General features: G+C 67.4%; 17 protein-coding genes and 1 tRNA gene. 8 read left to right on the forward strand and 10 right to left on the reverse strand.

The window, feature by feature from the left end:
• The first annotated feature begins 5 nt into the window (after positions 1 to 5).
• Positions 6 to 79, forward strand: a tRNA-Pro gene (locus DAT37_RS00820).
• A 249-nt stretch (positions 80 to 328) separates the two neighbouring features.
• On the forward strand, positions 329 to 1,783 hold the full coding sequence (locus tag DAT37_RS00825) for an AAA family ATPase (protein WP_198654033.1): 1,455 nt from the start codon (positions 329 to 331) through the stop codon (positions 1,781 to 1,783).
• Between the two features lie 6 nt (positions 1,784 to 1,789).
• On the opposite strand, the gene DAT37_RS43765 is transcribed toward DAT37_RS00825, so the two are convergent.
• The 3 genes from DAT37_RS43765 to DAT37_RS00840 form a co-directional block, all read right to left on the reverse strand.
• Entirely contained in the window at positions 1,790 to 2,086 is a 297-nt protein-coding gene (locus tag DAT37_RS43765; RefSeq protein ID WP_157978232.1) for a hypothetical protein, read from the reverse strand.
• 124 nt (positions 2,087 to 2,210) lie between these two features.
• Positions 2,211 to 2,390, reverse strand: a complete 180-nt coding sequence (locus DAT37_RS00835) for a DUF6374 family protein (protein WP_157978233.1) — start codon at positions 2,388 to 2,390, stop codon at positions 2,211 to 2,213.
• Positions 2,391 to 2,444: 54 nt separating this feature from the next.
• The gene (locus DAT37_RS00840) at positions 2,445 to 2,738 is read right to left on the reverse strand and encodes a hypothetical protein (protein WP_109522727.1); all 294 of its coding nucleotides are present in this window, start codon (positions 2,736 to 2,738) and stop codon (positions 2,445 to 2,447) included.
• Positions 2,739 to 3,079: 341 nt separating this feature from the next.
• Here DAT37_RS00840 and DAT37_RS00845 point away from each other — a divergent pair, with 341 nt between their 5' ends.
• From DAT37_RS00845 to DAT37_RS00860, 4 genes are all read left to right on the forward strand, one after another.
• Positions 3,080 to 3,787: a GntR family transcriptional regulator gene (locus DAT37_RS00845; protein ID WP_109522728.1), complete on the forward strand. Its 708-nt coding sequence runs from the start codon at positions 3,080 to 3,082 to the stop codon at positions 3,785 to 3,787.
• Between the two features lie 8 nt (positions 3,788 to 3,795).
• On the forward strand, positions 3,796 to 7,401 hold the full coding sequence (gene uca, locus DAT37_RS00850) for an urea carboxylase (protein ID WP_109522729.1): 3,606 nt from the start codon (positions 3,796 to 3,798) through the stop codon (positions 7,399 to 7,401).
• On the forward strand, positions 7,402 to 9,141 hold the full coding sequence (gene atzF / locus DAT37_RS00855) for an allophanate hydrolase (RefSeq protein ID WP_109522730.1): 1,740 nt from the start codon (positions 7,402 to 7,404) through the stop codon (positions 9,139 to 9,141).
• 163 nt (positions 9,142 to 9,304) lie between these two features.
• Positions 9,305 to 10,546, forward strand: a complete 1,242-nt coding sequence (locus DAT37_RS00860; RefSeq protein ID WP_109522731.1) for an FAD-dependent monooxygenase — start codon at positions 9,305 to 9,307, stop codon at positions 10,544 to 10,546.
• Here DAT37_RS00860 and DAT37_RS00865 read toward each other — a convergent pair.
• The gene (locus DAT37_RS00865; protein WP_109522732.1) at positions 10,519 to 11,070 is read right to left on the reverse strand and encodes a MarR family winged helix-turn-helix transcriptional regulator; all 552 of its coding nucleotides are present in this window, start codon (positions 11,068 to 11,070) and stop codon (positions 10,519 to 10,521) included. The genes DAT37_RS00860 and DAT37_RS00865 overlap by 28 nt on opposite strands.
• Before the next feature lie 60 nt (positions 11,071 to 11,130).
• Between DAT37_RS00865 and DAT37_RS00870 the strand changes: the two genes are divergently transcribed.
• On the forward strand, positions 11,131 to 13,233 hold the full coding sequence (locus DAT37_RS00870; protein WP_109522733.1) for an MMPL family transporter: 2,103 nt from the start codon (positions 11,131 to 11,133) through the stop codon (positions 13,231 to 13,233).
• Here the strand turns inward: DAT37_RS00870 and DAT37_RS00875 are convergent.
• The 4 genes from DAT37_RS00875 to DAT37_RS00890 all read right to left on the reverse strand — a co-directional run bounded on the left by DAT37_RS00875 (position 13,219) and on the right by DAT37_RS00890 (position 17,531).
• On the reverse strand, positions 13,219 to 13,899 hold the full coding sequence (locus DAT37_RS00875; RefSeq protein ID WP_109522734.1) for an arsenate reductase ArsC: 681 nt from the start codon (positions 13,897 to 13,899) through the stop codon (positions 13,219 to 13,221). The genes DAT37_RS00870 and DAT37_RS00875 overlap by 15 nt on opposite strands.
• 792 nt (positions 13,900 to 14,691) lie before the next feature.
• A complete protein-coding gene (locus DAT37_RS00880; protein ID WP_109523191.1) occupies positions 14,692 to 15,144 on the reverse strand; it encodes a Fur family transcriptional regulator in 453 nt (150 codons plus the stop codon).
• 84 nt (positions 15,145 to 15,228) lie between these two features.
• Positions 15,229 to 16,260, reverse strand: a complete 1,032-nt coding sequence (locus tag DAT37_RS00885) for a tetratricopeptide repeat protein (RefSeq protein WP_109522735.1) — start codon at positions 16,258 to 16,260, stop codon at positions 15,229 to 15,231.
• A complete protein-coding gene (locus tag DAT37_RS00890; protein WP_109522736.1) occupies positions 16,257 to 17,531 on the reverse strand; it encodes an ATP-binding protein in 1,275 nt (424 codons plus the stop codon). The genes DAT37_RS00885 and DAT37_RS00890 overlap by 4 nt, the downstream gene beginning before the upstream one ends.
• A 364-nt stretch (positions 17,532 to 17,895) precedes the next feature.
• Between DAT37_RS00890 and DAT37_RS00900 the strand changes: the two genes are divergently transcribed.
• Entirely contained in the window at positions 17,896 to 19,248 is a 1,353-nt protein-coding gene (locus DAT37_RS00900) for a serine hydrolase domain-containing protein (RefSeq protein WP_109522738.1), read from the forward strand.
• Positions 19,249 to 19,250: 2 nt separating this feature from the next.
• Here DAT37_RS00900 and DAT37_RS00905 read toward each other — a convergent pair whose 3' ends face one another.
• Both DAT37_RS00905 and DAT37_RS00910 read right to left on the reverse strand, forming a co-directional pair.
• Positions 19,251 to 20,168 carry an aminotransferase class IV gene (locus tag DAT37_RS00905; RefSeq protein ID WP_109522739.1) on the reverse strand — a complete coding sequence of 306 codons (918 nt, stop codon included), beginning with the start codon at positions 20,166 to 20,168 and terminating at the stop codon, positions 19,251 to 19,253.
• The gene (locus DAT37_RS00910; protein WP_109522740.1) at positions 20,168 to 21,202 is read right to left on the reverse strand and encodes an aspartate-semialdehyde dehydrogenase; all 1,035 of its coding nucleotides are present in this window, start codon (positions 21,200 to 21,202) and stop codon (positions 20,168 to 20,170) included. Before DAT37_RS00910 ends, DAT37_RS00905 begins: the two co-directional genes overlap by 1 nt.
• Between the last annotated feature and the right edge of the window lie 39 nt (positions 21,203 to 21,241).

The raw sequence follows: 21,241 nt of genomic DNA on the forward strand, positions 1-21,241 counted from the left end.
CTTCACGGGGTGTGGCGCAGCTTGGTAGCGCGCTTCGTTCGGGACGAAGAGGTCGCAGGTTCAAATCCTGTCACCCCGACGTGTTGGTTGAGACACAAGAAGAGGCCCTGACCGTTCCACGGTCAGGGCCTCTTCTGCTTTCCATCGACGGGCATTCCGCAAGGGCTGCACAAGAGGCGAAGCCTGTCCACTCACCGACCCGCGTGGAGCGGCGATACGCGCCCGCGAGCACTCGAACCGCGCACTCCCTTTATGAGGAACTATACTTAGCGGAAATATACTTCCTCATGTTCGGGAGGAGAATCCGCTGATCAGCAAGCCGATCGACATGTTCAACCGCGACAGGGAGTGGCGGGCGCTGACGAATTTCGTCACGAGCGGACAGCCGAACGCGACATTGGGGGTGGTCTCCGGTCGACGTAGGCAGGGAAAGACGTTTCTGCTCGAGGCGCTGTGCGAGGCCACCGGAGGGTTCTACTTCGCCGCCGACCAGGCCACCGAAGCGGAGTCGCTGCGAAATCTCGCGGGGGCGGTGGCCGAGTTCAGTGGGTCGTCGCTGCCGATACGGTTCGACGACTGGCGACAGGCGGTCGATACCCTGCTGGCTTTGTCGAGAGAGCGCGAACTGCCGGTGGTTGTCGATGAATTCCCCTACCTGGTGAAGTCGAGCCCCGGCCTGCCGTCCATCATTCAGGCGGCCCTCGCGCCGAGGCGCGCCGAACGGCTCGCCTCGCGGTCCCGATTGCTGCTGTGCGGTTCGGCCATGTCCTTCATGGGGTCGCTGCTCGCCGGTACCGCGCCGCTTCGAGGACGGGCGGGGCTGGAATTGATCGTTCCGACACTGGATTACCGCCTCGCGGCCCAGTTCTGGGGAATCGAGGATCCGCGCTTGGCGCTGCTCGTGCACGCGATCGTCGGCGGCACCCCGGCCTACCGGCGCGAATTCGTCGAGGACGACACTCCGGCCGACCTTGCCGACTTCGACGACTGGGTGCTGCGGACCGCTCTGAACCCGTCGAGTCCGCTGTTCCGCGAGCCGCGATACCTACTCAGCGAAGAACCGGGTCTACGCGATCCCGGCCTCTATCATTCGGTGCTCGCCGCTGTCGCCCAGGGGAATTCGACGAGTGGCGGTATTGCCTCGTATGTCGGTCGCAAGACCAGTGACATCACCCATCCTCTCTCGGTCCTGGAGGACTGCGGTCTGCTACGGCGTGAGCCGGATCTGTTCCGCGGTAACCGCATGATCTATCGGATCAGCGAACCGCTGGTCACGTTCTATCAAGCTGTCGCGCGTCCCGACTGGACCGAGTGGGAACGCGCCCGCGACTCCGCCCGCTTGTGGAAACGGCGTCGGCACCGCTTCGAAAGCAATGTGCTCGGACCACATTTCGAAGAGGTGTGCCGCAACTGGGTTGCCGATTACGCCGCCGACACCGTGTTCGGGGGCCCGATCACTCGCGTGGGCAGTGGCATGGTGAACGATCCGGTGAGCAAGACCACCCACGAGGTCGACGTGGTGGTTTTCGGCGAATTGCCGGACGGCACCGAGGCGCTGCTGTCCGTAGGCGAGGCGAAGTGGAACGACGTGATGGGCAGCGGCCATATCGACCGATTGCGCCGCATCCGCGACCTGCTCTCGACGAAATTCGATACCACCCACACCCGACTCGCCTGCTACAGCGGTGCGGGGTTCATGCCCGCGGCGCGCGCGGCGTCCGATCGCGGCGAGGTCGTGCTGATCGACTCGGACGCGCTCTATTCCAGCGATCGAGAACGGTAGCGGCCGTTACCGCTCCCGCTCGTGATTCCAGGCCGAGACGCGGCGGGCGTAGAGGACGTTGCCGATGCCCGCGGTGAGGAAGAAGAGGGCGAGGTGGATCCACGGGGATTGGCGGCGACGGCCGGGGGGTGCCGCGGCGGCGGGCAGGTCGGTGGGGATCGGGAGGGGCTGGGTGAAGGGCTGAGTCACCGGGTGGGAGCGGCGCGGGGGTGGCGGGGAGAACCTCGCGGGCGGTGGCGTGTGTCCGGAGCGTGTGTCCGCGCCCTGCGCGTGGGGGGCGGCACCCCGGTTCGGCGAGGCCATGATCGGCTCCCCTCCTGCTGTGCGTGATAGTCGGGGATCTCACAGTAGACCGGCGAAGACGCCGTTGGCACCCGAAATCGGTGGTGACCTGACGGTAACTCGACACCCGGTCGCGAACGGTGGTTCAGCGGGGACGACCGCGCAGGTTCTCGGTGTAGATTCTGAGTCCCTCGTCGAGTTTTCCCGCCGCGTTCTCGAGCTGCTCGGGCGTCAGATGCTTACCGAACGCGGCGGCGTCGAGCAGCTGACGTTTGACCTCGGTGATGTTCGTCGCGGCCCGATCGAGGCGGGATAACTCGGACATAGCGAGACCATACACCCGATCGAACATATATTCGATGCGGGCGCGGTCTCCGATTCAGTCCCGACCGGGATCGGTGTAACCGGCGGCGCGCAATGCCCTGGACGCCGCGGCCTTGCGGGCGCAACGCTCGGGATGGCAGGGGCGGTGGCGGCGCAGCGCCTGCCGGGCTTCGACGACGCTGAACGGCCGTTCCGGCGCCTCGTGCGGCCACCCCGAGGGCCAGACCTCGCGCACCCGTTCGTCACCGTCGACGGCCGGGGACGGCAGCGGCCACCAGACCGTTCCGACGATGACCGCGAGCAGCCCGGAGACCAGCACGAGCAATCCGACGAGTACGAACAGTTCCATCGCTACCTCCACGAGGCTCGAGTGCGGAGCACCCGGCGCCGGGGTGTGGGCCACCCTCCGACGGCGCGGTCGGAGGGTTGTGCCGCTGAGGGGTACGGCATCATCCCGGCGCCGGGGCTGTCATCAGCCTGGGGGCGCTATATGTCATTCGATAGCGTCCGGGTGTTGCCAGCTGTTGCAGTCTGCTCCCCTTTTTCGACGGGAATCGGTGAAGTCGGTGACCGGCGGGCGGTCGCACGGCGAATTCTCGGTGCCTATCCGCATTCGTGGTGAGCAGACGCTTACGCCCGGATAACTTACCGTCATCTCGACGAAACACGAGGTACATAGCGTACACAGGCATGTCGACACGGGTGGCTACACTGGCCGATGCTGCGGGCAGGCCGTTGCGCGACGTCGTTTATACGACGTTACGCAGCGAGTTGATGAACGGTGACATCAAATTCGGCGAACGCCTGACCGAGCCGAAATTGTCGACGCGCTTCGGAATTTCACGGACCCCGATCCGCGAGGCATTGACGGTCCTGTGTTCGGACGGACTGCTGCGCCGCGAGGAATACGGCTTCAGCCCCGTGCGCCCGAGTATTCCACTGATCCGGGACCTCTACGAACTTCGAATCACCTTGGAACTCGGCGGTATCGCGCGCGCGATCGACAATCCGTCGGTGCGCCACGATCTCGAACTGCTGGAAACCGAGCGGCAGAGCTGGCTGGCCTTGCAGGCCGATCCGCCCGAGCAGGAGCCGGGATTCGTGGTGCGCGACGAGGAATTCCACGTCACGCTGCTGACCTCGGCGGGGAACGCGGAGCTGGTACGCGCGTTGCAGGCGGTGAATTCCCGCATCAGGCACGTGAGGATGTACGACTTCATGGTCAACAACCGGATCGAGACCACGATCACCGAACATCTCGGAATTCTCGACGCGGTACTCGCCCAGGATCTTCCGCTCGCGTATCGCCTGCTGCACAGCCACATCGGGGAATCCCTCGATGTCGTGCTGGAGCGCGTCACCAGGGCCATCGCCGCGATGTCCATGGAAACCGAGTAGGAGCCGCGGTGGATTTCGATACCGTGCTCGTCGCCAATCGCGGCGAGATCGCCTGCCGAGTCATGCGCAGCGCACGTGCGCTGGGGTTGAAGACCGTCGCGGTCTATTCCGAGGCCGACGCGGGCGCGGCACATGTCGAATTCGCCGATACCGCGGTACTACTCGGGCCGAGCGCGGCGGCCGATTCCTATCTACGCGCCGACCGGGTGATCGACGCCGCGCTGTCCAGCGGGGCGGGTGCGGTTCATCCCGGGTATGGATTCCTTTCCGAGAACGCCGATTTCGCCACCGATGTGACCGCGGCCGGTATCGCCTTCGTCGGCCCTACGCCGGAGCAGTTGCGGATATTCGGCGACAAGCACACCGCGCGCGAGGCGGCGCGCACCGTCGGGGTGCCGCTGATTCCCGGCAGCGGCCTGTTGGAATCGGCGGATCACGCGGTGGCGCAGGCACGGCGGGTCGGCTACCCGGTGATGTTGAAGGCGGTCGGCGGTGGCGGTGGTATCGGCATACAGTCCTGCGCCGATGACGACGAGGTTCGTGCCGCCTACCAGCGGGTGCAACGGCTGGCGTCGACCAATTTCTCCTCGTCCGGGGTCTTCCTCGAACGTTTCGTCGCTCGCGCCAGGCATATCGAGGTGCAGGTGTTCGGCGACGGGCAGGGCCGGGTGGTCAGCCTCGGCACCCGTGACTGTTCGCTACAGCGGCGCAACCAGAAGGTCATCGAGGAGGCGCCCGCGCCCGGTCTGGCCGACGAGACGATCGAACGCCTGCTCAGCGCGTCGCGGGAGCTGGCGCGTTCGGTCGACTACCGCTCCGCCGGAACCGTCGAATTCGTCTACGACGCCGACCGCGGCGAGGCGTCCTTCCTGGAGATGAATACCCGTCTGCAAGTGGAACATCCGGTGACCGAGGCCGTGACCGGGGTGGATCTGGTCGAGTGGATGCTGCGGCTGGCGGGCGGGGACAGTTCGATGGTGGACGAGCTGCCCGAACGCGGTCCCGAGATCACCGGGCACGCCGTCGAGGCGCGCGTCTACGCCGAGGATCCGGCGCACGACTACCGTCCGAGCGCGGGTCTGATCACCGCGGCCGACTTTCCCGGCGACGCCAGGGTCGACACCTGGGTGCGTACCGGAACCGAGGTCAGCCCGTATTACGATCCGCTGCTTGCCAAGGTGATCACCGCGAACACCTCCCGCGACGCGGCCTTCGACGATCTGTCCCGCGCGTTGGCCGGCACCGTCATCCAGGGCGTCCGCACCAATATCGCGCAATTGCGCGCGGCCGCGCACGACACCGCGGTGCTGGCCGCCGACCATCTCACCTCGACCCTGGCGGGCATCCACCCGGTCGAACATCGCGTGGACGTGCTGCGCGGCGGCACCATGACCACCATCCAGGATCATCCGGGTCGAATCGGGTTGTGGCAGGTCGGCATTCCCCCGTCCGGCCCGATGGACGATCTGTCGTTCACCCTCGCCAACTCCGCCGTCGGCAATCCGCCGCAGGCGCCCGCGCTGGAATGCACGCTGCACGGTCCGCGGCTCGCGTTCTCCGAGCCGACCGTGGTGTGCGTGACCGGCGCCGAGGCGCCCGTCACGGTCGACGGTGTGCCGGTGCGGATGTGGCAACCGATGACCGTCGACGCCGGAGCGGTCCTCGATATCGGGGTGCCGTTCGATACCGGGCTGCGCACCTATGTCGCGGTCCGCGGCGGTTTCGACGCACCGCTGTACCACGGCAGCGCCGCCACCTTCACCCTCGGCGGTTTCGGCGGGGTGACCGGGCGGGCGGTGGCTTCGGGCGATGTCATCGGCATCGTCGCGGGCGCCGAACTGGGCGCGCCGCACGATGTCACGCCGGATGAGCGACCGGAGTTCGGGCACGTCTGGGAGTTGGCGGTCGGTGTCGGTCCGCAGACCGCCCCCGCCTATTTCACCGATGCCGATATGACGCAGTTCTACTCGTATCCGTGGCGGGTCGGCAGTCACGCCAACCGCACCGGCATCCGCCTGGAGGGACCGAAACCGACCTGGTCGCGCGGCGACGGCGGCGACGCCGGACTGCATCCCTCGAACCTGCACGACAACCCGTACAGCGTCGGAACATTGAACGTCTCCGGTGACACGCCGATCCTGCTCGGCCCGGACGGTCCGAGCCTCGGCGGTTTCGCGTGTCCACTCACGGTCGTGTCGGCCCACCGCTGGAAACTCGGTCAGATGCGCCCGGGAGACACCGTGCGATTCGTCCCGGTCGACGACGCCGAGGCCGAGGCGCTTCGCGGCTCGAATACCGCGCGGTCACGCGCCTCGATCGGGGTATCCGGTCGCGCGGGCGACGACGATCGCGGTGTCCTCGGCGCTGTCGAGGCGGCCACCGATCGCCCGGCGGTGGTCTACCTGCGCGGCGGCGACGACAACATCCTCGTCGAATACGGCGAGATGGTGCTCGATCTCGGACTCCGCATGCGGGTGCACGCGCTGGCCGACGCACTCGCGGCGTCGGGTCTGCCCGGCATCATCGATGTGACACCCGGCGTGCGCTCCCTGCATATCCATTTCGACCCGGACGTGCTGCCCCAGTATCGGATACTCGGCGTGCTGGCCGAATTGGAGACCGAACTGCCCGCGACCGGTGACATGGTGGTTGCCAGCCGCACCATCCGGCTCCCGCTGTCGTTCGACGATCCGTCCATCGCCGAGGCGATCGATCGCTACCGCAGCGGGGTGCGCGACACCGCGCCGTGGTTGCCGTCGAATACCGAATTCATCAGGCGGATCAATGGACTCGACAGCGTCGAACAGGTGCGCGCGGCGGTGTTCGACGCGGAATACCTGGTACTCGGCCTCGGCGACGTGTATCTCGGTGCGCCGCTCGCGGTTCCGCTCGATCCGCGACACCGCCTGGTCACGACCAAATACAACCCGGCGCGCACCTGGACCCCGTCGGACGCGGTCGGCATCGGCGGCAAATACCTCTGCGTCTACGGCATGGCCTCCCCCGGCGGTTATCAGCTGATCGGGCGCACCATTCCGATCTGGTCGAGTTACCGTCAGTCCGCGCCGTTCGAGTCGGGGACACCGTGGCTGTTCCGGTTCTTCGACCGCATCGTCTGGGAACCGGTGACGCCCGCGGAACTGCTCGAATACCGTGCCGCCGCGAAGGCGGGCCGATTCGACGCCGAGGTGGGCGAGGGCACCTTCGCCTATGCCGATCACCTGCGCATGCTCACCGAGAACGCCGCGTCCATAACGGAATTCGAGACGCGGCAGGCCGCCGCCTTCGAGGCGGAGAAGCAGGCGTGGCGCGCCTCGGGCGAATTCGAACGCGCCGCCACCGTGGAGACCGTCGCCGAACCAGCGGCGGACCCGCTGGACGGGCTGCCGCCCGGAGCGACCGTGATCACCGCGCCGATGATCGGCAATGTGTGGCGTGTCGAGGTCGAAGCAGGTCAGCGGCTGGCCGCGGGAGATACGGTCGCCATCCTCGAAGCCATGAAATTGGAGTTGCCGGTGCACAGCCCGGGTGCCGGCACGGTCCTGAGGGTGTTCGCCGCCCCGGGAGCCAAGGTGGAACCGGGAACCCCGCTAGCAGTGATCGGAGTGGACTGAATGCCCGCAGGCGTCGTGGACAATACAGACAACACCGAAGTACACGGATCTCCGACCGAACGGGTGGCAGCCGCCTTCCGGCGAATAGCCGAGGTGGATCGCCCCGAGGTGTGGATAACACTGCGGGCACAGCGCGAAGTCACCGCCGAGGCCGCCGCGCTGGAGCGCAGACTCGCCGCCGGTGAAGTACTGCCGTTGGCCGGTGTCCTGGTGGCGGTCAAGGACAATATCGACGTGGCCGGGTTGCCGACCACGGCGGCCTGCCCCGATTTCGCCTACACCCCCGAGGTCACGGCGTCCGCGGTCGAACGCCTGGTCGCGGCGGGCGCGCTGGTGTTGGGGAAGACCAATCTGGATCAGTTCGCCACCGGCCTGGTCGGCACCCGCAGTCCCTACGGGGCGGTGCGGCACGCGGTGCATCCCGAATTGATCTCCGGTGGTTCGAGTTCCGGCTCGGCGGTCGCGGTCGCGCTCGGCATCGCCGATATCGGTATCGGCACCGATACGGCGGGGTCGGGACGGGTACCCGCGGCCTTGCACGGCATCGTCGGCATCAAAGCGACCCTCGGGATCATTCCCGCGCACGGCGTCGTCCCCGCGTGTGCCGACTACGACGCGGTGACCGTCTTCGCGGCCGATCTGGACCGCGCCGTCGCGGCGGCCAGGGTGATGACCGGCCGTGACGATCGTGATCCGCGCAGCAGGACCTGGCCGGCCGATATCCGGCTCGCCGCCCCGCGACAGCCGCGCCTGGCCGTGCCGCGCGCGGAGGATCTCGCCGCGCTCACCCCGGGCTACCGCAAGGCCTTCGCCGAAACCGTCGCCGCCGTGACGGAATCGGGCATCGTCACCAAGGAGATCGACATCTCCGGGCTGCTGGAGGCCGCGCTGCTGCTCTACGACGGCTCGATCGTCGCCGAACGCTATACCGCGGTCGGCGCCTTCCTCGACACCGCGCCCGCCGGTGCGGATCCGACGGTGGCGGCGATCATCGCGGCGGCGGGCCGTACCACCGGCCCCGGTTTCGCGGCGGATCTGGATACCCTCGCCCGCGCCGAATCGGCGGCCGAGGAGTTGTTGCGCGAATTCGACGGACTGCTGCTGCCGACCACCACCGAACATCCGAGTATCGAAGCGGTGCAGGCCGATCCGATCACCATCAACCGCAGGATGGGCACCTACACCAACTTCTGCAATCTGCTGGATATGGCGGCGGTGGCGATTCCGGGCGCACCGACCGCCGACGGCGAACCGTTCGGCGTGATGGTGGTGACACCGGCCTTCACCGACCAGGTCGGCATCGATCTCGCGGCCCGCATCGCGGGCGTCGATTCACCGACATTGGTCGCCGACGGCGTCGACCTGGCGGTATTCGGCGCGCATCTGCGCGGGCAAACGCTGCACTGGCAGTTGGAGGAGATCGGCGCGCGGTTCACCGGGGAGATCGAGACCACCGACGCCTACCGGCTCACCGCGCTCGACACCACACCGCCGAAACCGGGTCTGGTGCGCCACGGCCCGGGACTCGGCGCGCCGATCGTGGGCGAACTGTTCCGGGTCTCACGCGCCGGACTCGGCGGCTTCCTCGCCGAACTGCCCCCGCCCATGGCGTTGACCAGTATCGAATTGGCCGACGGCCGTTCGGTGATCGGCTTCGCGTGCACCTACGAGTCCGCGGTGTCCGCGACCGATATCACCGCGTTCCGCGGGTGGAAGGCGTATTCGCAGCGCAAGAACTGAACCGAATTCTCGAAGTGACGGACCGGGGCCGGGTAACGGCTCCGGTCCATCGTCGTCTCCGGCCCCCCGCCTCATACGCACGTCTTGAACATTTGTACTAGACAAACGTTCTACGACTCTGTTAGACATATGTCTAAGACATTCGAGCAAGATTGGGGCCATCATGAACTCCCTCGACAACGCCACCGCCGCACCGCGCGTACTCGTCTGCGGCGGCGGCATCGGCGGCAACGCCGTCGCCCTGCAACTGGTCCGCGCCGGAATCCGGCCGACCGTCGTGGAGCGCGCGGCAGCCCCCCGCCCCGGCGGTCAGGCCGTCGACCTGCGCGGACCGAGTCGCGACGTCGCGGATCGGATGGGCCTGATGCCGGGCATCGACGCCAAGCGACTCGACGAGCGCGGCATGCTCTACGTCGACGCGGCGGGCAAGGAATCGCTGCGCATGCCCGCCGACATGTTCGACGGCAAGGGCGGCGTCGCCGAAATCGAGATCACCCGTGGTGACCTGAACCAGGTCCTGCTCGACGCACTCACCGAAGCCGGCGGCGCGGACTACCGCTACGGCGACCGGGTGACCGAGATCCATCAGGACGCGAACGGCGTCGACGTCACCTTCGCCTCGGGAACCGCCGAGCGCTACGACATCGTTATCGGCGCCGACGGGTTGCATTCCGCCACTCGCGAACTGGTTTTCGGCCCCGAGCGCGACTACAGCACCTACCTGGGCGGATACATGTCCTTCTTCACCATGCCGACCCCCGCGGGCGTGGAGCCGCACTGGTTCTCCATGCATTCCCTGGTCGGCGCGACCGGTATCGGAATCAGGCCCGACGCCGATCCGGCGACGTGCAAGGCACTGGTGGTCGTACGTGGCCCGGCCGATCCGGCACTGCGCCGCGACGTCGGCGCTCAGCAGCGGTTGATCCGGGAGCGGCTCGCCGGTGGCGGGTGGCATGCCGAGGCCATGCTCGCGGCGATGGGCGACGCACCGGATTTCTATTTCGACGAACTGGCCAGGATCGATCTGCCGAACTGGTCGCGCGGCCGGGTCGTGCTCCTGGGTGACGCCGGGTTCTGCGGTTCGCCGCTGACCGGACAGGGCACCGCGATGGCTCTGGTCGGCGCGTACCTGCTCGCGGGCGAGATCGCCGCCGCTCCCACCGATCCGCGCCGGGCACTGGCCGCCTACGAGACCACGTTGCGCCCCTTCGTGGCGGCCGCGATGGAATTGCCGCCGGGCGGGGTGAGGGCGATGACCCCGTCGACCCGTCTCGGCATCCGCGCGGGCATGGCCGTCTCACGCCTGATGACGACCAGAATGATGAAACCGCTGATGATGCGCATGCTCGGCAAGACCGACAGCTACACGCTGCCCGACTACCCCCGTGCCGTCCGCTCCGCCTGATCGCGAGGCGCGGGCGCGCCGAGCGCGTCGAAATGCTGTCCGAGCCCCTCGATGATCGCCGAAAGCACCCGGTGCGTGGTCCGCAGATCGTCCACGCCGAAGTCCGCGATCGCGGCACGGGTGCTCTGTCCGACCGGGACGAAGAAGTCCTCGGCGGCGGCCCGCCCCGGTTCGTCGTGGTAGAGCAGCACCCGACGCCGATCGGATTCGTCCCCGGCTCGGCGCAGATGGCCGGATTCGATCATCCGTTCCACCAGATAGGTCACCGCCGCCGACGACATTCCCATGAGTGTGCCGAGTCGGCCGGGAGTGAGCGGGACACCCTCGTATTCGGCCGTCGCGATATGAAGCAGGGCGCGGAAATCATTGGGGCGCAGACTGTTCGACCGCGCGAAGATATGACCGAGTTGATCGGAGACAGCGGTGAGCGCGCGCAGGTCGGCGCCGATCTCCCGTTCCAGCGCCGCGCGTTCGGAACCCGCGCCTGCGGGGTGCGCGGCGGCCGTCGCATCACTGTCGGTCACGAGGTCAGCGTACAACTCTCTCCATTGCTTGATAGTTAAGAATATGAGAGAGTCCGTTTCGTGGGTATCTGGGATCGCTACGCCGCCGTCGTCACCTCCCGTCGCTCGTGGGTGTTCCTGCTGCTGCTCATCGGCCTGTCCGCGGCGCTGATCGGCGGCATCGGCGCCAACGACACCGCGGGCCAGGCACCGAACTCGCTGCCGGATGCCTCGGAATCGGCGCGGGCGAAGGAAGCCGCCGCGCGGTTCCCCGACGCCGGTACCGCCTCGGCCATCATCGTGGTCACCAGGACCGACGACGGCGCGCTCACCGAATCCGACCGCGCCGCGACCGTCGAGGCATCGACCCGCGCGAACGTCGCCGGGGCGGCCGGTCGGGACCCGATGCCCCCGGTGCCGTCGCAGGACGGCCGAGCACTGCTGGGTCAGGTCTCGATCCCCGCGCAACTCAACGGTTCGGCACTCACCGATCGGATCGACGCCGTGCGGCAGGCGGCCGGCGAAGGTCTGCCCGACGGACTGCGGCTCCAGATCACCGGCGGTCCCGCCTTCGGCGCCGATATCTCCGATTCGTTCTCCGGAGCGAACACCACCCTGCTCGCTGTCACCGCGATCGTGGTCGCGGCGCTGTTGATCCTGACCTACCGCTCACCGGTGCTGTGGCTCGCGCCGCTGCTCGTGATCGGCTGGGCGGACCGCCTGGCGACGACCGTGGGAACCGGCGTGGCCGAGGCCACCGGTCTGAGTTTCGACGGTTCCACCGCGGGCATCACCAGCGTGCTCGTCTTCGGCGCGGGCACCAACTACGCGCTGCTGCTGGTGTCGCGCTACCGCGACGAACTGCACACCGAACGCGACCACCGCACGGCGTTGCGCCGGGCGGTGCGGCGCGCGGGTCCGGCGATCCTGGCGAGCAACCTCACCGTCGTGGCCGCCCTGCTCGTGCTGGTGACGGCATCGGTACCGAGTACGAGAAGTCTCGGCGCGCTGGCCGCGTCGGGACTGCTGGTCGCCCTGGTCTTCGTCCTGCTCGGCCTGCCCGCCGTACTGGCCGTGTGCGGGCGAAACATCTTCTGGCCCTTCGTGCCGCGCCCCGATGGCCGCGACCCGGCCGAGAGCGGAATATGGCATTCGATCGCGCTGCGGGTCATCCGGCGGCCCGCACTGGTCGCCGCGAGCGCGACCGCACTGCTCGCGGTCTGCGCCGCCGGACTGTTCACCGTCGACATCGGGCTCTCCCAGACCGAGCAGTTCCGCGTCACCGCCGAATCGGTCGACGGATTCGACACCCTCGCGACACATTTCCCCTCCGGCTCCTCCGACCCGGCACTGGTGATCGCACGCACCTCGGCCGCGCCGCGCGTACAGGAAACCCTCGCCGCGACGCCAGGCGTGGTCCGCGCGACCGACACCGCGACCGCGCCGACCGGGTTCACCCGGTGGTCGGTGGTCATCAATGCCCCGCCCGCCTCCGATCGGGCATTCGACATCATCGAATCGATGCGTACCCGGCTCGCCGATATCGACGGCGCGCAAGCCGTCGTCGGCGGCAGCGACGCCGAGGAACTCGACGTCACGACGGCGGCCGCACGCGATCGCATGCTGATCATCCCGCTCGTTCTCGCCGTCGTCTGTCTGGTGCTACTCGCCCTGTTGCGCGCGGTGCCCGCCGCACTGCTGCTGGTCGCGGTCACGGTGCTGAGCGCGGTCGCCGCCCTCGGTCTGGGCAGTTGGCTGAGCGTGCACCTGTTCGGATTCCCCGCGATCGACACCGACGTGCCGCTTTTCGCGTTCCTGTTCCTGGTGGCACTCGGTGTCGACTACACGATCTTCCTGGTCACCCGCGCGAAGGAGGAGACACCGGCACACGGCACGACGGGCGGCATCGTCCGCGCGGTCTCCTCGACCGGCGCGGTCATCACCAGCGCGGGAATCGTGCTCGCCGCGGTGTTCTGCGTGCTCGGCGTGCTGCCGCTGATCACGCTCACGCAGCTGGGAATCGTGGTCGGACTCGGGATCCTGTTGGACACGTTCGTCGTGCGCACGGTCATCATTCCGGCGCTGTTCACCCTGATCGGGCCGCGCATCTGGTGGCCGAGCCGCACGATCGATCCGGACCCGGACGAGCTGGCACACGCCGACCGAACGTCATCGAGCGCCTGAACCGCGCAGCACCGCGACGCCGAGTTCGACCAGCAACTCCCCGACCCGCCGCTCGATATCGTCGCGGATCGGACGGACCTGCTCGACATCGAGACCGGCCGGATCCTCGATGATCCACTCCAGGTAGCGCGGTCCTGGCAACAGCGGGCAGATATCACCGCAGCCCATGGTGATGACGACGTCGGCCGCCGCGATGATGTCCTCGGTCCACGGTTTCGGATATTCCTCACCGATGTCGACGCCGACCTCGGCCATCGCCGCGACGACGGCCGGATTGAGCGCGGCGCTCGGTTCGGACCCGCCCGACCAGGCCACCGCACGGCCCCGCGCCATCTGGGTGAAGAAGCCGAGCGCGATCTGCGAACGCCCGGCGTTGTGGGTACACAGGAAAAGCACCGTCGGATGGCGACGCGCGACCTTGCCCTCCAGCCGCGCCCGCGCCTGCAACTGCTGACGACAGAAACGTTCGGCCAGCGTCGGCAGATAGAGCGTCACCCTGGAGCGGGCCGCGAATTCGTCGTAGGACGACATCAGATAGTGGTGCACCGTATCCCAGTCGAAAACCGTCACGAATTCGGCGCGCAAACGTTCCCGCGCGCGGTCGAGGGCGATCTCGTGATCGAGTGCCAGGAGTCGATAGGACGGGGTGACTGAATGGTCAGGCACCTGTTCAGCCTGTCAGGCCGTGGTTGAAGCGGCAAGCGAACGTCTCGTGAAACGCCGCCGAACGCGGTGCGGCCGAGCCGGTCACCCCTCGTGTGGACCGGCCCGGCCCGTACCTCGGATGGGATCGTCGGCCCGCACAGATTGGTTACCTGTCGCAGTGGTGATGCCTCGATCGCCGATCAGCTCTCGGAAGAGCCATATGCCATGCCTGCCCGACAACGTTCACGGTCGGGCCGGTCACCCCTCGTCGACCGGCCCGACCGGTGTTGTCTCCGGTTCGACTTGTCACCCCTCGTGTGGACAAGTCGAGCCTGGATCCCACCCCGGCAGTGGCTGTTGTCCCCCCTTTCCCCGGTTACCGGCGGCAGTGGTCGACAGCGTGCGACCCCGCGTGGTTCGTCCCGTCCGCCATCTGTGCTCCCTTCGTCTTCTGCGGAATGTCTCCGGTGTGGTCCGGCTTCGAGACAAACAATGCCGTCGCGCGCTTGCTGGGGACTTAATAAGACCTTGGAGTAACGAAGTGGCCGGTGCGGAAATCAATCCGCTCCGCCCCGGCGGTGTTCGCGGGATGATGTAGGCGGTGCGCCAAAAGGATTGGAGCGACGATGGAAACCGTGGTGGTCTGGGTGCTGGCCTGCTTGCTGTACTGGTGGGGCCTGCTCTGAATCGAAGGAAATCCGGCCGCGCGACTGCTCTCGCCCTCGGCACGGTGGGCGCGCGGACCCTGTCCTCATAGGCACCGATGACTTCGCCCCCGGTCCATCGACCGGGGGCGAGCCGATTCTCGAGGAACTACGGGCGGGTCGAGCCCGCCGCGGACCGCTCGCGCGAGCGGCAGGCGGGGCACAGACCCCAGAAGACGACCTCGGCCTCGTCGATCGCGAACCCGTGGTTGTCGTCGGGTTCCAGGCACGGGGCGCCGCCCACCGCGCAGTCCACATCGACGACCGTGTCGCAGGCCCGGCAGACCAGGTGGTGGTGGTTGTCCCCGATCCTGGTCTCGTAGAGCGCCGAGGAGCCCGCGGGCTCTATCCGGCGCAGGATGCCCGCGTTCACGCATGCCCTGAGCACGTCGTAGACGGCCTGGGTCGAAACGGTGCCGAGCGCTTCGCGCACGGTGGCCGCCACCCGTTCGGCGTCCGAATGCGGCCTGGTGGCGACAGCGTCCAACACCGCGAGCCGGGGAGCGGTCACCCGAAGGCCCGCCGCCCGCAACCACTCGCGTGGGCCGCCACTGTTCTGCATGAATTCGATGGTCACCCGCTATTTGGAGTTAGTCAAGAAAGCGAACACGCATGTGAGGCGACCGACACGCCCCGCCGCCGTCGTTCAGGTCGGCGGCGGGGATCCGGGCGGGGTGAAGCGCCACGACGGCGGAATGACCAGGGTGGGTGGAATACGCGGAAAGCTCGGCGGCACATAGATCTGCGACGGGTAGAGCGTCTGTGGAAAGCGGTGGGGGGTGGGCGACACGCGCGTGGGTTTCGGCCCATCGGAATCCGAGCCGTCGCCTTCGGACAGGATGACACCGGACACGATATTGCCGACCACCGCCAAGGCCACGAGTACCAGGACCACCGGCCGCCGAAGCGGCGATCTACGCGGCTCCGCGTGCCCGTGCGCCGCGTCCTGCACCGCCGAATGTTCCGCGGCGGCGAGCTGGGCCATATCGTTCTCGATCATGGCGAGCCCGACCCGCACCGCGGCCGCCCTCGACGGATCCCACTCCGCGACCTGGCGCAGCCTGCGCATCGCCGAGTCACGACGACCGGCGGCGAGATCGACCGAGGCGAGTTCGTACAGCGCGTCGGCATTGTCCGGGTCGAGCCGCAGGGCCTCGTGCAACACGCGCTCGGCCTCGGCGAGCGCGACGGCGCCGGTGAACTGACGGAGCATATATCCGCGCAGGACATACAGATCCGCGTTCTCCGGATCCAATTCGATGGCGTGGGTGATGATCTCCAGCGCGGCGGCCAGGTCGACATCCATCGTCACCATCGCCAGAATGCGTTGATTCTCCGAACTCTCGGGATCGAGCTGCACGCACCGCAGCCCCGCCGCCCGCGCCCGCGCGCTCCGTTCGCTCGCCTCGTCACCGGCGGCGGCCGTACTCGCCAGCTGCGATTCGGCCAATGCCTTGATGCGCCAGGCGAACTCGTAGGTGGGCGCGTTCCGGAGCGCGGCTTCGGCGCAGTCGAGGGCCTTGTCGTAGTCACCGGTGGCGTACCACGAATTCGCCAGGTGCGCGTGCGCCTCCGCGTGGTCCGGCTCGCCTGCCAGCACCGTGGACAGCAGCGCCCGCGCGGCTTCCGGCCGCTTCAGGCCGATCAGCACCCTGGCTTTTTCGACCTGCGGATTCACCGCAATTTCATTCGCTTCATATACATCGCCAGATCGTCGTAGCTGCCGTCACCGTTGGCGAATTCCACGACATTGCGGGCGGATTCGAACCACGCGCCCGCACTCGGCTTGATCCCCGACAGCGCCGAATGCATATCGGCCATCGTGACCGGCCTGACCTCGCCGGTCTTGATGGATTCCGCCATCGCCAACTGGGTGGCCGACGTGCAGACGTGCGCCAGATCGGCCCCCGAGAAACCCTCGGTGAGCTGGACTATCGCGCCGAGGTCGATACCGGCCACCGGCCGGTCGCGCAGGTGGTAGTGCAGGATCGATCGGCGCGCGGCGGGATCGGGCAGCGCGACCAGAATCATGCGGTCGAACCGGCCCGGGCGGCGCAGCGCGACATCGACATCCCACGGGTGGTTCGTCGCGCCGAGGACATACACGCCGTCGTTGACGTTACCGACCGAATCCATCTCGTTGAGCAGCTGATTCACCACGGTGCGCATGGTGGCCGAACCCGACATCTGACTGCGTTTGTGCCCGAGCGCGTCGATCTCGTCCAGGAACAGCACACACGGGGCGTTGCGCCGCGCCACCTCGAAGACATTGTGCAGATTGCGTTCGCTGGCGCCGATGTAGATATCCAGGATGTCGGCGATCTCGATCGGATAGAAATTCGCGCCGAGTTCACCGGCGATCGCGGAGGCGATGAAGGTCTTGCCGCAGCCGGGCGGACCGTAGAGCAGCAGGCCGCCCCGCGCCGACGTGCCGAAGGCCTTCGCCAGCTCCGGATTTCGCAGCGGACCGAGCAGGGTGAGGTCGAGCTGACGTTTCACCTCGTCCATGCCGCCGACCTCGGCCAGTGTCACCCGCGATTTCTCGAACAATCCGGCGTCGCCGTCGGCGGCGTATTCACCCGGCCCCTGATCGATGAAGGCGGGCGCGACGATATCGGAGACCTGATCCTCGGCGGCGGCCCAGTCGTAGCCGTTCGCGGGGGCGATGCTCGGATCGGGTTCGGGGACTTCGGGATTCGGATCTGTCGGGTTCGATGCCTCCGGCGCGACTCCCCCGGACGCGCCGAGGGCGGTCGTGCACTGCTGGAGCAGTTGTAGCACTCTCGGGTTGCCGGGCTCCTGGGTCAGTGCCGCGCCGCACTGCCCGAGCGCCTCGGCGTAGCGACCGCGTTCGGCGAGCAGCTCGATGACCCGCACCCGCAGCGCGAGCACCTCGGGACTCCGTTGCAGCGCCGCGAGCATTTCGGTCAGCACCGGATCGTCGATCACAACAGCCCCCGTTTTTCGATTACGCGAAATCCATCTAGATCGTAGACGTTTGCGGCCGGTATGCCGTCCATGGCGCAGGTCACATCTGTTCGCCAGGAATACATTCACCGGGGCACTCGTTGTAGATGACTGTCGACGTCCGGACAGCCCCGGGCCTCACCCCATCGTCGCTACGAGCGACCACCCGCCGAGAGGCGCTTGTGGGACGTCGACGCAGGTCGTGACGTCGAAGTGACGTTCGACGATCGGACGCCGCCGGGTGTACACATCCGGCGGCGTTTCGTGTTCCGACGCAACCCACGAATCGAGCACATCCTGGGCCCATTGACCGGTGCGCGACCGCTCGGAGCGATAGCCTTCCGACATGGGGCGTATCCGTGGTTCGCTCGCCGCGCTCACCGCGGCAGCGCTGGTCGTGGGGAGTGCCGTCACCGCAGTCGCGCAGGCCGACCCCGTCGGAGGCGAAACCTCCTGCGCGGTGCGGTCGGACCGGGAACCGGAGCGGGCCACGCCCGAGCAGGTCGGATTCGACTCCGCTCGGCTGGACGCGGCATTGCGATTCACGGGTACGCGAAATCGTCTCAACGTACAGGTCTTTCGGCACAACTGCCTGGTCGGCGAGGGCCCGAACAACGCGGTGACCGATAACGTCGCGTGGAATATCTGGAGTTCCACCAAGAGTGTGGTGTCGATCCTGGTCGGAATCGCCTGGGACCGTGGCCTGATCGACCTGGACGCGCCGATCGACCGCTATCTGCCCGCGGGCCTCGGCGACGCGGCGCACCGTTCGATCACCGTGGAGAATCTGCTCACCGAAACCTCCGGGATGAAAGTCGGTGTGCTCACCGAAGGTCTCACCGGCGTCATCCCGATCGACCCCAACAGCGCGGTGCAGGCACTCGGGGTGCCGCTCGACACTCCTCCCGGCACCGCGTTCAGCTACAGCCAGCGCAATGTCGACCTGCTGGCCTACGTCCTGGAATCGGCTATCGGCGAACCATTACAGCAGTTCACCCAGCGGGAACTGTTCGATCCGCTCGGTATCGCCCGCACCGACTACTACTGGGCGCGCGACCGCGCGGGCCACACCTACGGCTACGCGCACCTGATGATCCCGCCCGACGACTTCGCCAAACTCGGTCTGCTGCTGAGCAACGACGGCCGATGGGGCGCGCGGCAGATCCTCTCGGAGGAATACCTCCGGAAAGCGCGCTCGCCCTCCGCGACGAACAGCTGCTACGGCTATCTGTTCTGGATCGGCCCCGGCTGCGCCGAGTTCGCGGCATTCCTGCCCCGCGATATCGTCTCGACGGCCGGATTGGGAATGCAGAACCTCTTCGTGATCCCCAGCCTCGACCTCATGGTCATGTGGACCGGCGTCTTCGGCAATGTCAGCAGCCAGGGCATTTCCGGGGTCGTGCAGAACACCGCCGAATTACCGCACGAATTCTTCCGCAGACTCTTCGACGCCATGGTCGACAATCCGGTTCCCGATCCCGGACCGTTCGTCGAACCGCCGCTGCGCCTGGATCCGGGACGACTGGTCGACTCGAACTTCCTGCTCGCCGTCTTCGGCGTCGGCCCGTTCTCCTATCCGGGCTGCGATGTGTTCGCCTGCCTGAACTCCCCGCTGGCCGCGCCGTTCACCGACGCACCGCCCGGTTGCGCGATACTGGCCTGCCTCGGCCCGGACCCGCGCACACCGGGCATCCGCTGACGCTATCCGAGCAGCCGGGTGACCCAGCCGTGCACGTCGTCGGTGCGCAGGGCCGCCGCGTGACGTTTGCGCACGGCCTGGGATATCGGGCCCGGCGTACCGCTGCCGATGACGCGACCGTCCACCTCGAGCACCGGTGCGGCGCCCGCCGACGTGCCGGTGACGAAAATCTCGTCGGCGATGTACAACTCGGTCAGATCGACACCGCGTTCGATGACGGGAATGCCGTCCTCGGCCGCGAGCGTGAGAACGGTACGCCGGTTGATACCGTCGAGAATGTCGCAGGAGACATCCGGGGTGATCAGCGTGCCACCGCGCACCAGGAAGATATTGGCCGCGCTGAGCTCACACACGTGCCCGTTGCCGTCCAGGAAGACACAATCGTCGTAACCGCTGTCGATGGCGTCCTGTTTGGCGAGCACCGAATTCACGTACGCGCCGTTGACCTTCGCGCGTGACGGAATGGCGTTGTCCGGAATCCGACGCCACGGACTGGATTTGAGCCGCATACCGTCCTGCGGCACGATCGGCACCGCGTCGTAGACGAACATGCTCACCTGGATCTCGCATCCGCGCACCCTGGTACCGGGAATCGATGCCACGACGTGCACCGTCGCGCGGACGAAGACGTCATCGGCGGGCGCGTTGGCGGCGATCAGTTCGACGACCGCCGACCGGAACCGCGCGAAATCCCATTCCGCCGCGAACCGGTCGATCCCGATGATCTTGCAGGATTCCTCGAGACGCCGGAAATGATCGTCGAGGCGGAACGCGGTATACCCCGAACCCTCCGGATGGACGGGAAATACCGTGTACACGCTCAGGCCGTACAGCACCGCCGACGAGGCGATACCCACATGCGCGTCCTCGGCGCGAACCAGCCGGTCACCGAGATATACCTGGGGATGAGGGTTCGCCATCAGCGTTCGGCGAGGAGTACTTCGGCGATCTGGATGGTGTTGAGCGCGGCGCCTTTTCGCAGGTTGTCGCCGGAGACGAACAGGGCGATGCCGCGACCGTCGGGGGCGCCGGGGTCGTGGCGGATTCGACCGACGAGTGATTCGTCGCCGCCGGCGGCCTGCAAGGGCGTGGGTACGTCGACGAGCCGGACTCCGGGGGCGGCGGCGAGGATCCGGGTGGCGCGTTCGACCGAGAGTGGTTCGTCGAATTCGGCGTTGATCGACAGCGAGTGTCCGGTGAAGACCGGGACGCGGACGCAAGTGCCGCTCACCAGCAGGTCCGGGAGGCCGAGGATCTTACGGCTCTCGTTGCGCAGCTTCTGATCTTCGTCGGTCTCGAAACTGCCGTCGTCGACGATCGCCCCGGCCAGCGGGATGACGTCGAAGGCGATCGGCGCGACGTATTTGTTCGGCGCGGGGAAGGACACCGCGCCGCCGTCGTGCACCAGTTTCTCGGCGTCGTCGATCACGGCGCGCACCTGGGTGGCGAGTTCTTCGACACCGGCCAGGCCGCTGCCGGAGACTGCCTGGTAGCTGGACACGATCAGTCGGCGCAGCCCGGCCGCGTCGTGCAGCGGCTTGAGCACCGGCATGGCCGCCATGGTGGTGCAGTTCGGGTTGGCGATGATGCCCTTGACCAGATTGCGGGTCTGCTCGGGGTTGACCTCGCTGACGACCAGCGGGACCTCGGGGTCCTTGCGCCAGGCCGAGGAGTTGTCGATCACCGTGACGCCCGCCGCCGCGAAACGCGGCGCCTGCACCCTGGACATGGTGGCGCCCGCCGAGAACAGCGCGATATCGAGACCCGACGGATCGGCGGTCTCGGTGTCCTCGACCACGATCTCGCCGCCGCGCCACGGCAGCGTCTTACCGGCCGAGCGCGAGGACGCGAAGAAGCGCACCTCGTCGGCCGGGAAATTCCGTTCCTCGAGGAGTTTGCGCATCACGGCGCCGACCTGACCGGTCGCGCCGACGACGCCTACCCGAATGCCCATGACTGAAGTCCTTCCGACGCGATCGGTCGATGTGCGCGG

Origin of the sequence: Nocardia aurea (assembly GCF_003123685.1) — a bacterium.
GTDB classification, from domain to species: Bacteria; Actinomycetota; Actinomycetes; order Mycobacteriales; family Mycobacteriaceae; genus Nocardia; species Nocardia aurea.

Excerpts from the sequence above, each read along its gene's own strand:
- DAT37_RS00840 (WP_109522727.1), bottom strand. The coding sequence starts at position 2,738 with ATGGAACTGTTCGTACTCGTCGGATTGCTCGTGCTGGTCTCCGGGCTG.
- DAT37_RS00900 (WP_109522738.1), top strand. The coding sequence starts at position 17,896 with ATGGGGCGTATCCGTGGTTCGCTCGCCGCGCTCACCGCGGCAGCGCTG.
- DAT37_RS43765 (WP_157978232.1), bottom strand. The coding sequence starts at position 2,086 with ATGGCCTCGCCGAACCGGGGTGCCGCCCCCCACGCGCAGGGCGCGGAC.
- DAT37_RS00880 (WP_109523191.1), bottom strand. The coding sequence starts at position 15,144 with ATGCAGAACAGTGGCGGCCCACGCGAGTGGTTGCGGGCGGCGGGCCTT.
- DAT37_RS00905 (WP_109522739.1), bottom strand. The coding sequence starts at position 20,168 with ATGGCGAACCCTCATCCCCAGGTATATCTCGGTGACCGGCTGGTTCGC.
- DAT37_RS00825 (WP_198654033.1), top strand. The coding sequence starts at position 329 with ATGTTCAACCGCGACAGGGAGTGGCGGGCGCTGACGAATTTCGTCACG.
- DAT37_RS00860 (WP_109522731.1), top strand. The coding sequence starts at position 9,305 with ATGAACTCCCTCGACAACGCCACCGCCGCACCGCGCGTACTCGTCTGC.
- DAT37_RS00835 (WP_157978233.1), bottom strand. The coding sequence starts at position 2,390 with ATGTCCGAGTTATCCCGCCTCGATCGGGCCGCGACGAACATCACCGAG.
- atzF (WP_109522730.1), top strand. The coding sequence starts at position 7,402 with ATGCCCGCAGGCGTCGTGGACAATACAGACAACACCGAAGTACACGGA.
- DAT37_RS00845 (WP_109522728.1), top strand. The coding sequence starts at position 3,080 with ATGTCGACACGGGTGGCTACACTGGCCGATGCTGCGGGCAGGCCGTTG.
- DAT37_RS00910 (WP_109522740.1), bottom strand. The coding sequence starts at position 21,202 with ATGGGCATTCGGGTAGGCGTCGTCGGCGCGACCGGTCAGGTCGGCGCC.